This window comes from Streptacidiphilus rugosus AM-16, from assembly GCF_000744655.1.
In the GTDB taxonomy this organism is placed as follows: domain Bacteria; phylum Actinomycetota; class Actinomycetes; order Streptomycetales; family Streptomycetaceae; genus Streptacidiphilus; species Streptacidiphilus rugosus.
Map to the genome: position 1 here is coordinate 5990055 of NZ_JQMJ01000004.1, position 12415 is coordinate 6002469.

The 12415-nt window shown below is 65.2% G+C and carries 7 protein-coding genes and 2 rRNA genes; 1 reads left to right on the forward strand and 8 read right to left on the reverse strand.

All coding sequences use genetic code 11. The annotated features are described in order from the left end of the window. Window positions 1-10: 10 nt before the first annotated feature. The 5 genes from BS83_RS36165 to thyX all read right to left on the reverse strand — a co-directional run bounded on the left by BS83_RS36165 (window position 11) and on the right by thyX (window position 8921). Window positions 11-3111 (reverse strand): 23S ribosomal RNA (locus BS83_RS36165). Between the two features lie 240 nt (window positions 3112-3351). Further along, window positions 3352-4870: ribosomal RNA gene (locus BS83_RS36170) — 16S ribosomal RNA — on the reverse strand. The 16S and 23S rRNA genes sit together here, the layout of an rRNA operon. A 359-nt stretch (window positions 4871-5229) precedes the next feature. Then, window positions 5230-6915, reverse strand: coding sequence for a ribonuclease J (locus BS83_RS36175; protein WP_037607514.1), 1686 nt, complete (start codon window positions 6913-6915; stop codon window positions 5230-5232). 131 nt (window positions 6916-7046) lie between these two features. After that, on the reverse strand, window positions 7047-7946 hold the full coding sequence (gene dapA / locus BS83_RS36180) for a 4-hydroxy-tetrahydrodipicolinate synthase (protein WP_037607515.1): 900 nt from the start codon (window positions 7944-7946) through the stop codon (window positions 7047-7049). Window positions 7947-8180: 234 nt separating this feature from the next. After that, window positions 8181-8921 carry an FAD-dependent thymidylate synthase gene (gene thyX / locus BS83_RS36185; protein WP_037607516.1) on the reverse strand — a complete coding sequence of 247 codons (741 nt, stop codon included), beginning with the start codon at window positions 8919-8921 and terminating at the stop codon, window positions 8181-8183. A 166-nt stretch (window positions 8922-9087) separates the two neighbouring features. Here thyX and BS83_RS36190 point away from each other — a divergent pair, with 166 nt between their 5' ends. Further along, a complete protein-coding gene (locus tag BS83_RS36190) occupies window positions 9088-9666 on the forward strand; it encodes a GNAT family N-acetyltransferase (RefSeq protein WP_037607517.1) in 579 nt (192 codons plus the stop codon). Here BS83_RS36190 and BS83_RS36195 read toward each other — a convergent pair. Genes BS83_RS36195 through BS83_RS36205 form a run of 3 tightly spaced genes read right to left on the reverse strand, consistent with a single transcriptional unit; the run spans window position 9620 to window position 12276 of the window. After that, complete coding sequence (locus tag BS83_RS36195; RefSeq protein ID WP_037607518.1) at window positions 9620-10084, reverse strand: tetratricopeptide repeat protein; 465 nt, start codon at window positions 10082-10084, stop codon at window positions 9620-9622. The genes BS83_RS36190 and BS83_RS36195 overlap by 47 nt on opposite strands. Window positions 10085-10091: 7 nt before the next feature. Next, on the reverse strand, window positions 10092-10865 hold the full coding sequence (gene dapB, locus BS83_RS36200; protein ID WP_037607520.1) for a 4-hydroxy-tetrahydrodipicolinate reductase: 774 nt from the start codon (window positions 10863-10865) through the stop codon (window positions 10092-10094). 52 nt (window positions 10866-10917) lie between these two features. Beyond that, complete coding sequence (locus BS83_RS36205; protein WP_037607521.1) at window positions 10918-12276, reverse strand: M16 family metallopeptidase; 1359 nt, start codon at window positions 12274-12276, stop codon at window positions 10918-10920. Window positions 12277-12415: the final 139 nt, after the last annotated feature.

Genomic DNA, 12415 nt, shown 5'->3' on the forward strand with positions numbered 1-12415 from the left:
CGTAGCAACTATGGACAAGCCCTCGGCCTATTAGTACCGGTCAGCTCCACCCCTCACAGGGCTTCCACATCCGGCCTATCAACCCAGTCGTCTACTGGGAGCCTTACCCCATCAAGTGGGTGGGAGTACTCATCTCGAAGCAGGCTTCCCGCTTAGATGCTTTCAGCGGTTATCCCTCCCGAACGTAGCCAACCAGCCATGCCCTTGGCAGGACAACTGGCACACCAGAGGTTCGTCCGTCCCGGTCCTCTCGTACTAGGGACAGCCCTTCTCAATACTCCTGCGCGCGCAGCGGATAGGGACCGAACTGTCTCACGACGTTCTAAACCCAGCTCGCGTACCGCTTTAATGGGCGAACAGCCCAACCCTTGGGACCTACTCCAGCCCCAGGATGCGACGAGCCGACATCGAGGTGCCAAACCATCCCGTCGATATGGACTCTTGGGGAAGATCAGCCTGTTATCCCCGGGGTACCTTTTATCCGTTGAGCGACGGCGCTTCCACAAGCCACCGCCGGATCACTAGTCCCTGCTTTCGCACCTGCTCGACCCGTCGGTCTCACAGTCAAGCTCCCTTGTGCACTTACACTCAACACCTGATTGCCAACCAGGCTGAGGGAACCTTTGGGCGCCTCCGTTACATTTTAGGAGGCAACCGCCCCAGTTAAACTACCCACCAGACACTGTCCCTGATCCGGATCACGGACCCAGGTTAGACATCCAGCACGACCAGAGTGGTATTTCAACGTCGACTCCACAACAACTGGCGTTGCTGCTTCAAAGTCTCCCACCTATCCTACACAAGCCGAACCGAACACCAATATCAAGCTATAGTAAAGGTCCCGGGGTCTTTCCGTCCTGCTGCGCGAAACGAGCATCTTTACTCGTAATGCAATTTCACCGGGCCTATGGTTGAGACAGTCGAGAAGTCGTTACGCCATTCGTGCAGGTCGGAACTTACCCGACAAGGAATTTCGCTACCTTAGGATGGTTATAGTTACCACCGCCGTTTACTGGCGCTTAAGTTCTCAGCTTCGCCCCACCGAAATGGAGCTAACCGGTCCCCTTAACGTTCCAGCACCGGGCAGGCGTCAGTCCGTATACATCGCCTTACGGCTTCGCACGGACCTGTGTTTTTAGTAAACAGTCGCTTCTCGCTGGTCTCTGCGGCCACCCCCAGCTCGGAGAGTAAATCTCGTCACCAGGCGTGGCCCCCCTTCTCCCGAAGTTACGGGGGCATTTTGCCGAGTTCCTTAACCATAGTTCACCCGAACGCCTCGGTATTCTCTACCTGACCACCTGAGTCGGTTTGGGGTACGGGCCGCCATGAAACTCGCTAGAGGCTTTTCTCGACAGCATAGGATCATCCACTTCACCACAATCGGCTCGGCATCAGGTCTCAGCCTATTGTGTGGCGGATTTGCCTACCACACGGCCTACACCCTTACCCCGGGACTACCACCGCCCGGGCTGGACTACCTTCCTGCGTCACCCCATCGCTCAGCTACTACAAGCTCGGGTCGCCGGCTCCACCACTCCCTTCGGTCCGAAGACCTCCGGGCGGCTTCACGGGCTTAGCATCACCTGGTTCGCCGTTGGCGCTTCAAAGCGGGTACGGGAATATCAACCCGTTGTCCATCGACTACGCCTGTCGGCCTCGCCTTAGGTCCCGACTTACCCTGGGCAGATCAGCTTGACCCAGGAACCCTTGGTCAATCGGCGCAAGAGTTTCCCACTCTTGTATCGCTACTCATGCCTGCATTCTCACTCGTGAACCGTCCACCACTGGATTCCTCCGCGGCTTCACCCGGCACACGACGCTCCCCTACCCATCCATGCACCCGTTGGGGCTATAGCATGAATGACACGGCTTCGGCGGTGTACTTGAGCCCCGCTACATTGTCGGCGCGGAATCACTTGACCAGTGAGCTATTACGCACTCTTTAAAGGGTGGCTGCTTCTAAGCCAACCTCCTGGTTGTCTCTGCGACTCCACATCCTTTCCCACTTAGCACACGCTTAGGGGCCTTAGCCGGTGTTCTGGGCTGTTTCCCTCTCGACCATGGAGCTTATCCCCCACAGTCTCACTGCCGCGCTCTCACTTACCGGCATTCGGAGTTTGGCTAAGGTCAGTAACCCGGTGGGGCCCATCGCCTATCCAGTGCTCTACCTCCGGCAAGAAACACGCGACGCTGCACCTAAATGCATTTCGGGGAGAACCAGCTATCACGGAGTTTGATTGGCCTTTCACCCCTAACCACAGGTCATCCCCCAGGTTTTCAACCCTGGTGGGTTCGGTCCTCCACACGGTCTTACCCGCGCTTCAACCTGCCCATGGCTAGATCACTCCGCTTCGGGTCTTGGGCGCGCGACTCATTCGCCCTATTCGGACTCGCTTTCGCTACGGCTACCCCACACGGGTTAACCTCGCCACACACCGCAAACTCGCAGGCTCATTCTTCAAAAGGCACGCAGTCACACCGAAGTGCTCCCACGGCTTGTAGGCACACGGTTTCAGGTACTATTTCACTCCGCTCCCGCGGTACTTTTCACCATTCCCTCACGGTACTATCCGCTATCGGTCACCAGGGAATATTTAGGCTTAGCGGGTGGTCCCGCCAGATTCACACGGGATTTCTCGGGCCCCGTGCTACTTGGGAGTTGCATAAGCGAGCCGAGAACGTTTCGTCTACGGGGGTCTTACCCTCTACGCCGGACCTTTCGCATGTCCTTCGACTACACTCTCGGTTTCTGACTCGCCCAGCCGCCGGCAGACGACTGAAACACAATCCCACGACCCCATGACGGCAACCCCTGCCGGGTCTCACACCACCATGGTTTAGCCTCATCCGGTTTCGCTCGCCACTACTCCCGGAATCACGGTTGTTTTCTCTTCCTGCGGGTACTGAGATGTTTCACTTCCCCGCGTTCCCTCCACACTGCCTATGTGTTCAGCAGCGGGTGACAGCCCATGACGACTGCCGGGTTTCCCCATTCGGACACCCCCGGATCAAAGCTCGGTTGACAGCTCCCCGGGGCCTATCGCGGCCTCCCACGTCCTTCATCGGTTCCTGGTGCCAAGGCATCCACCGTGCGCCCTTAAAAACTTGGCCACAGATGCTCGCGTCCACTGTGCAGTTCTCAAACAACGACCAGAAGGTTCAGACTGTCACCAGCCCGTTCCCTCAGGACCCAACAACGTGCCCGACACACAGCCCTTCCGGCGACCGCGTTCCACGCGCCGAAGCGCAGTACTGACGATCCCACCAGGAATCCGTGTGCCGAATAGTCAACGTTCCACCCATGAGCAACCGTGCGAGACATGCGCTCGCAAGCGGCTATGTGCTCCTTAGAAAGGAGGTGATCCAGCCGCACCTTCCGGTACGGCTACCTTGTTACGACTTCGTCCCAATCGCTGGTCCCACCTTCGACAGCTCCCTCCCACAAGGGGTTAGGCCACCGGCTTCGGGTGTTACCGACTTTCGTGACGTGACGGGCGGTGTGTACAAGGCCCGGGAACGTATTCACCGCAGCAATGCTGATCTGCGATTACTAGCAACTCCGACTTCATGGGGTCGAGTTGCAGACCCCAATCCGAACTGAGACCGGCTTTTTGAGATTCGCTCCGCCTCACGGCATCGCAGCTCTTTGTACCGGCCATTGTAGCACGTGTGCAGCCCAAGACATAAGGGGCATGATGATTTGACGTCATCCCCACCTTCCTCCGAGTTGACCCCGGCAGTCTCCTGTGAGTCCCCGGCATAACCCGCTGGCAACACAGAACGAGGGTTGCGCTCGTTGCGGGACTTAACCCAACATCTCACGACACGAGCTGACGACAACCATGCACCACCTGTACACCGACCACAAGGGGGCGCCCATCTCTGGACGTTTCCGGTGTATGTCAAGCCTTGGTAAGGTTCTTCGCGTTGCGTCGAATTAAGCCACATGCTCCGCTGCTTGTGCGGGCCCCCGTCAATTCCTTTGAGTTTTAGCCTTGCGGCCGTACTCCCCAGGCGGGGCACTTAATGCGTTAGCTGCGGCGCGGACCACGTGGAATGTGACCCACACCTAGTGCCCAACGTTTACGGCGTGGACTACCAGGGTATCTAATCCTGTTCGCTCCCCACGCTTTCGCTCCTCAGCGTCAGTAATGGCCCAGAGATCCGCCTTCGCCACCGGTGTTCCTCCTGATATCTGCGCATTTCACCGCTACACCAGGAATTCCGATCTCCCCTACCACACTCTAGCCTGCCCGTATCGAATGCAGACCCGGGGTTAAGCCCCGGGCTTTCACATCCGACGCGACAAGCCGCCTACGAGCTCTTTACGCCCAATAATTCCGGACAACGCTCGCACCCTACGTATTACCGCGGCTGCTGGCACGTAGTTAGCCGGTGCTTCTTCTGCAGGTACCGTCACTTGCGCTTCTTCCCTGCTGAAAGAGGTTTACAACCCGAAGGCCTTCATCCCTCACGCGGCGTCGCTGCATCAGGCTTGCGCCCATTGTGCAATATTCCCCACTGCTGCCTCCCGTAGGAGTCTGGGCCGTGTCTCAGTCCCAGTGTGGCCGGTCGCCCTCTCAGGCCGGCTACCCGTCGTCGCCTTGGTAGGCCATCACCCCACCAACAAGCTGATAGGCCGCGGGCTCATCCTGCACCGCCGGAGCTTTCCACCCCGGAGCATGCGCTCCAGGGTCGTATCCGGTATTAGACCTCGTTTCCAAGGCTTGTCCCAGAGTGCAGGGCAGATTGCCCACGTGTTACTCACCCGTTCGCCACTGATCCACCCCGAAGGGCTTCACCGTTCGACTTGCATGTGTTAAGCACGCCGCCAGCGTTCGTCCTGAGCCAGGATCAAACTCTCCGTGAATGTATTCCCGTAATGGGGCATTCGCGTTGAGCGGCACGACATCCCACCGGAATAAGGGGGACTCGTGCACAGCGTCCTCGCTGATTTTAAAACATCTCAAAAGTAACTGGCGTTGACTTTTGGCACGCTGTTGAGTTCTCAAGGAACGGACGCTTCCTTTGCTTCCCTTTCGGGCCGCTCCGGGCGCTTCCTTCGTTTTCTACTCTATCAGAACTTTCCGGTCCCGATTTCGCAGTCCCCGTCAACCGAATTTCTCCGATTATCCGAGGGGTTTGGCGCCCCGCTCAGCGGGGCAACTCGAAGAACATTACGGGGCCCGGCAGGCCGAGTCAAATCGGCTGCCGGGCCCCGTGACCTGCTCAGACCTCGACGACCATCGGCAGGATCATCGGGCGGCGACGGTAGGTGTCCGACACCCACTTGCCGAGCGTGCGACGCACCAGCTGCTGAACCTGGCGGGTCTCCAGGACGCCGTCCTGGGCCGACCGGTTCAGGGCCTCCTGGATCTTCGCGATCGCGGGGCCGAAGGCCTCGTCGTCGATGCCGGAGCCGCGCGCCTGGATGTTCGGGCCGCTCAGCACCTTGCCCGTGGAGGAGTCCACGACCATGAACGCGGTGATGATGCCCTCGTCGCCGAGGATGCGACGGTCCTTGAGGGAGCCCTCGCCGATCTCGCCGACCGACAGGCCGTCCACGTACACGTAGCCGGCCTGCACCTTGCCGACGATGCGGGCGACGCCGTCGACCAGGTCGACCGCGACGCCGTCCTCGGCGATGACGATGCGGTCCTTGCGGATGCCCGTCTTCTGGCCCAGGTCGGAGACCGCCCGCAGGTGCCGCCACTCGCCGTGGACCGGCATGAGGTTCCGCGGCTTGCAGATGTTGAAGAAGTAGAGCAGCTCGCCGGCCGAGGCGTGGCCGGAGACGTGCACCTTGGCGTTGCCCTTGTGCACGACGTTCGCGCCCCACCGGGTCAGGCCGTTGATCACGCGGTAGACCGCGTTCTCGTTGCCCGGGATCAGCGACGACGCGAGGATGACGGTGTCGCCCTCGACGATGCGGATCTGGTGGTCGCGGTTGGCCATGCGCGACAGCGCGGCCATCGGCTCGCCCTGCGAGCCGGTGCAGATGAGGACCACGTCCTCGTCCGGCAGGTCGTCCAGCGTCTTCACGTCGACGACGAGGCCGCCCGGCACCTTCAGGTAGCCGAGGTCGCGGGCGATGCCCATGTTGCGGACCATGGACCGGCCCACGAAGGCGACCTTGCGGCCGAACTCGTGCGCGGTGTCGAGCACCTGCTGGATGCGGTGCACGTGCGAGGCGAAGCTCGCCACGATGATGCGCTTGTCGGCGCGGTCGAAGACCTGCTGCAGCACCGGGCCGATCTCGCGCTCGGGCGCGATGAAGCCGGGGACCTCGGCGTTGGTCGAGTCGACCAGCAGGAGGTCGATGCCCTCCTCGCCCAGACGGGCGAAGGTCGGCAGGTCGGTGAGGCGGCGATCCAGCGGCACCTGGTCCATCTTGAAGTCGCCGGTGGCGACGACGAGACCGGCCGGGGTGCGGATCGCGACAGCCAGCGCGTCCGGGATGGAGTGGTTGACCGCGATGAACTCGCAGTCGAAGGCGCCGATGCGCTCGCGCTGGCCCTCCTTGACCTCCAGCGTGTACGGCCGGATCCGGTGCTCGGCCAGCTTGGCCTCGATCAGGGCCAGCGTCAGCTTGGAGCCGATCAGCGGAAGGTCCGGCTTCTCGCGGAGGAGGTAGGGGACGGCGCCGATGTGGTCTTCGTGGCCGTGCGTGAGCACGATCCCGTCGATCTTGTCGAGGCGGTCCCTGATGGACGTGAAGTCCGGCAGGATCAGGTCGACGCCCGGCTGCTCCTCCTCGGGGAAGAGCACGCCGCAGTCGACGATGAGCAGGCGACCGCCGTACTCGAAGACCGTCATGTTGCGGCCGATCTCGCCCAGGCCGCCGAGCGGGGTGATCCGCAGGGCGTTCGGCGCGAGCGCGGGCGGGGCGCCCAGATCAGGGTGCGGATGACTCAAAGGTTCTCCTTCCCGCGCGCGCCGGTCGGAGCTTCCTGGCTCTGGCGCACGCGGCATCGTTTCTGCTGTTCAGGTACTGCGAAACCGGTGGTGCATCACGTCGCCGGCGACCGGGACGTGGAAGTCTGCTGTCAGAGGTGTACCCCTCCGTCGGCGAGATCCCTCCTCAGCTGCGCGATCTCCGCCTCGTCGGCCTCGACCAGGGGCAGCCGCAGCGGCCCGGCCGGGAGGCCCATGAGGTTGAGCGCCGCCTTGGTGGTGATCACACCCTGGGTGCGGAACATACCGGTGAACACCGGCAGCAGCCGCTGGTGTATCTCGGTGGCCTTGGTCATGTCGCCGGCCACGAAGGCGTCGACCATGACGCGCAGCTCTGCGGCCACGACGTGGGCGACGACGCTGACGAAGCCGACCGCGCCCACGGAGAGCAGCGGCAGGTTCAGCATGTCGTCGCCGGAGTACCAGGCCAGGCCGCTGCGGGCGATGCCCCAGCTGGCGGCGGCCAGGTCGCCCTTCGCGTCCTTGTTGGCGACGATCCGCGGGTGCTCGGCCAGCCGGACGATCGTCTCGGTGGCGATCGGGACGCCGGAGCGGCCGGGGATGTCGTAGAGCATGACCGGCAGACCGGTCGCGTCGGCGACGGCGGTGAAGTGCCGGTAGAGGCCCTCCTGCGGGGGCTTGTTGTAGTACGGCGTCACCACGAGCAGGCCGTGGGCTCCGGCACGCTCGGCCTCGCGGGCCAGCTCCAGCGTGTGGTGGGTGTCGTTCGTGCCGACACCTGCGACGACGTGGGCGCGGTCGCCGACCGCCTCCAGCACAGCCCGTACCAGCGCGGCTTTCTCGGCGTCCGTGGTGGTCGGGGACTCACCGGTGGTGCCGTTGACGACCAGACCGTCGTTGCCTGCGTCGACGAGATGGACGGCCAGCCGCAGTGCGCCTTCGAGGTCGAGGGAGCCGTCGGCGGTGAACGGGGTCACCATCGCGGTCAGTGCCCGGCCGAAGGGGGTTTCGGGGGTGGAGGTCGGAGCCATGTGTCCAACGCTACTCGTTGCGGGCGGGGGCAGGCACAGACGGTCCAGCTGAAGGACAGCCGAGCCGTCTGAACAGGCAAGGAGCCCGGCGCCGCCTGCTCGGGGGTTCAAGCGGCACCGGGGCTCGTGCTTTGAGATTAAGGAACCGTGAGATATCCCGCAAATGGGACATAAGGGAAATCTTGCCGAGCGGTCGATCCGTCAGCTCCGGCCCAGGTCAGCGGGGCTGTGGCCTCAGGGCGCGACCCGGCCGTGCGTGTTGAACGCGTCGTGGGTCAGCGGCATGAGCTCGGCCCACAGCGTCTCCATCTTCTCGGCGACCATCTCGATCTCGCGCTGCGGGAAGCTCGGCACCTTCGCCCGCTCGTCCTTGGTGCGCAGCGAGAGGAAGTGCATCAGCGAGCGCGCGTTGCAGGTCGCGTACATCGAGGAGAAGAGCCCGACCGGCAGCACCGCCCGCGCGACCTCGCGCGCGACACCGGCCGCCAGCATCTCCCGGTAGCGCTCGTAGGACTGCCGGTAGGAGTCCTCCATGGCCGCGGTCACGGCCTTCTGCTGCTCCGGGGTGCCCTCGAAGAACTCGTACTTGCCCGGACGGCCCTTCTGCACGAGCTTCCGCTCGGCCGACGGGACGTAGAAGACCGGCTGCAGCTCGCGGTAGCGGCCGCTCTCCTCGTTGTACGACCAGCCCGCCCGGTGACGGTGGAACTCACGGAAGACGAAGATCGGCGCGCTGACGAAGAACGTCATCGAGTTGTGCTCGAAGGGCGTGCCGTGACGGTCCCGCATCAGGTAGTTGATCAGCCCCTTCGAGCGCTCGGGGTCCTTCTGCAGCTCTTCGAGCGACTGCTCGCCCGCCGTCGAGACCCGCGCGGCGAAGAGCACGTCGGCGTCCTGGGCACTGCTGCGCACCAGCTCGACCGTGACGTCGTCACGGAAGAGGGGCTCGGGCGCAGCCGAGGTCTCGTCGGTCAAGGGGGAATTCCTTTCGATCATGGGTCGACTCTGCCCCGGGCTCCGGTCCGATGCCGAGAGCCTGCCGATGCTGGTACCGGCACTACCCGGCGACCCGCCGAACAGCGTATCCGGCGCGGACCCGCGAGGGACATTTCGGCTACAGTGCCGCCCCGAAGGGGGAGACATGGGACAGCTGACGATTCGTGGTGCGGACGAGGCGGACCTCGCCGGTTTAGTGCGGGTACGCATCGACTCCTGGCGGGCGGCGTACGCGGGCCTGGTCCCTCCGGCCTATCTGGACGAGCTCGACCCCGAGGCGTCCCTGGTCCGGACCCGGAACCAGCTGCGGTCACGGCCCGAGGGGTGGCACTTCCTGGTCGCCGAGCGGGACGCGGCGCTGGTGGGCTTCGTGATCGCCGGCCCCGAGCGCCCGGCTGCCGAGGTCGTCAGGGGCGACCGGCCGCGCGGCGGGGAGGTGCACGCGCTCTACACCCATCCGGACGCCTGGTTCACCGGCGCGGGCGCGGCGCTGCTCGACGCGGCCGTGACCGCGCTGAGGGCCGACGGGCACGCCCCGCTGCTCCTGTGGGTGCTGGAGCAGAACACGCAGGCCCGGCGCTTCTACGAGCGGCAGGGCTGGCGACCCGACGGCGGCCGGACCGCCCTGCGGCTGGGCGGAGCCCTGCTGCAGGAGCTGCGCTACGTCAGGGCCCCGGTCAGTGCGCTGCCGCGGCCCCGTGCGCGGACTGCCGCTGCAGTGTGATCGCCCGCTCCATCGCCTTGCGGGCGCGCGGGGTGTCGCGCGCGTCCGCGTAGGCGACGGCCAGACGGAACCAGCTGCGCCAGTCCTCCGGGGCGGCCTCCGTCTCGGCCTTGCGCTTGGCGAACACCGCGTCGGCGGAGTCACGGTCGATGCCGCCGCCGGGCGTGTGCTTGAGCTCGTCGACGGGTAGACCGCCCTCGGCCTCCAGCAGTCGGGAGAGCCGCTGGCTGTCGCGGCCGAAGCGGTAGGTCTTGCCGACGAACCAGAGCGCCAGCGCGACCAGCACCTCGGCGCTGACGCCGATGCCGATCCCGGCCGCGTTGCCGCTGGCCATCAGCTGACCGCCGGTCACCGCGACCACGACCAGGCCGAGCAGCAGCGCGGCGGTGACCACGAAGTACATCACCCGAGCGACCACGACCGCGTCACTCCCCCTCGATGCTCTGCTCGTCGAAGAGGTAGTTCTCAAGCCCGAAGGTGAGCCCGGGAACCTCCACGACCCTGCGCACGCCGGTCAGGATGCCCGGCATGAAGGAACTGTGGTGCAGCGAGTCATGACGGATCGTCAACGTCTCGCCCACCCCGCCGAAGAGCACCTCCTGGTGGGCCAGCAGGCCGCGCAGCCGGACCGCGTGCACGGGGACGCCGTCCACGTCCGCGCCGCGTGCTCCGTCCAGGCCGTGCGTGGTCGGGTCGTCCTGCCGCGGCATCCCGGCCTCGGCGCGGGCGGCGGCGATCAGCTGCGCGGTGCGGGTCGCGGTGCCGCTGGGCGCGTCGGCCTTCTTCGTGTGGTGGAGTTCGATCACCTCGACCGACTCGAAGAAACGCGCGGCCTGCTGGGCGAAACGCATGGTGAGGATCGCACCGATCGAGAAGTTCGGCGCGATCAGCACGCCGGTGCCGGGCGAGGCGGCGAGCCAGCCCTCCAGCAGCGCCAGCCGCTCCTCGTTCCAGCCGGTGGTGCCGACCACGGCGTGGATGCCCTGGGCGGTGCAGTACTCCAGGTTCCGCATCACCGCGTCCGGGTGGGTGAGCTCGACGGCGACCTGGGCGCCCGACTCGACCAGCGTCTCCAGCTTGTCGTCGCGCCCCAGGGCGGCGACCAGTTCCAGATCCTCGGCGGCCTCGACGGCGCGGACCGCCTCCGATCCGATCCGGCCCTTGGCCCCGATGACGGCGACCCGCAGCGGCGTGCTCATTGCAGTGGCTCCTTGCGACAGTTCCTGAGTTCCTGGCGACGGTGGTGGGGGATCAGGCCATGGCTTCGGCGAGGCGCGACGCGCGCTTGCCTGCCACCGGTCCTATCACGGCGAGCGACGGACGCAAGCCGCCGAGCACGTCGCCGGCGACGGCGCGGACGTCGTCCAAGGTCACCGAGGCGATCCTGCCGAGCAGCTCGTCGACGGACAGGTGGGTGCCGTAGCAGAGCTCCGCCTTGCCCACGCGGGACATCAGCGAGCCGGTGTCCTCCATGCCCAGCACGGTGGAGCCGGACATCTGGCCGATGGCCCGCTTCAGCTCGTCCTCCGTGATGCCGTTGGCGGCGACCTTCTCCAGCTCCTCGCGGCAGATCTTCAGCACCTCCTCGACGCGCTTGGGCTGGCAGCCGGCGTAGATGCCGAAGAGGCCCGAGTCGGCGTAGGAGGAGGTGTACGAGTAGACCGAGTAGGCCAGGCCGCGCTTCTCCCGCACCTCCTGGAACAGCCGCGAGCTCATGCCGCCGCCGAGGGCGGAGTTCAGCACGCCGAGCGCCCAGCGGCGGTCGTCGGTGCGGGCCAGGGCCGGCATCCCGAGCACGAGGTGGGCCTGCTCGGTCGGCCGGTCCAGGATCTCGACCTTGCCGGCGGTCCGCAGCGCACGGGCCCCCGCACGGGGAGCGGCGGGCAGCACGTCCTCACGCCCGAGCGCGCCGACGCTCTCGAACGCGCGGCGCACCTGGCGGACCACCTTGGCGTGGTCGACGTTGCCCGCAGCCGCCACGACGAGGTTCTCGGGCCGGTACCGGCGCCGGTAGAAGCCGTGGACCTGGTCGCGCGTGAGCGCGTTGATGGTCTCGACGGTGCCGAGCACGGGCCGCCCGAGCGGCGAGTCGCCGTAGAGAGTCTTGGCGAAGAGGTCGTGCACGACGTCGCCGGGGTCGTCCTCGGTCATCGCGATCTCTTCGAGCACGACGTCGCGCTCGGTGTCGATGTCCTCCTGGCGCACCAGCGAGGAGGTCAGCATGTCGCTGACGACGTCGACGGCGAGCGGCAGGTCGCGGTCGAGCACCCGCGCGTAGTAGCAGGTGTACTCCTTGGCGGTGAAGGCATTCATCTCGCCGCCGACCGCGTCGAGCGCGGAGGAGATGTCGAGCGCGGAGCGCGTCTTCGTGCCCTTGAAGAGCAGGTGCTCCAGGTAGTGGGTGGCGCCGTTCAGCACGGGGGTCTCGTCGCGGGACCCCACCCCCACCCAGATCCCGAACGCGGCGGACCGCACGGTGGGCAGGGTCTCGGTCACGACGCGCAGACCGCCGGGAAGCACGGTCCTCCGGACCGTGCCGGCGCCATCGATGCCCTTGAGCAGCGTCTTCGTGGTCCCTGGACGCTGTTCCTGGGCCGTCGACTGGGTCACTCTTTACTTCCTTCGGGACGTTGCAACTACCTGAGAGGCGCGAGGAACTGCGCGACAAGCCACCCTATGAGGTCGAACCCCGAACGAGCAGGGCCATCCGCACAGGGTGGTTTCTCGCGCAGTTCCTCGCGCCCCCAGA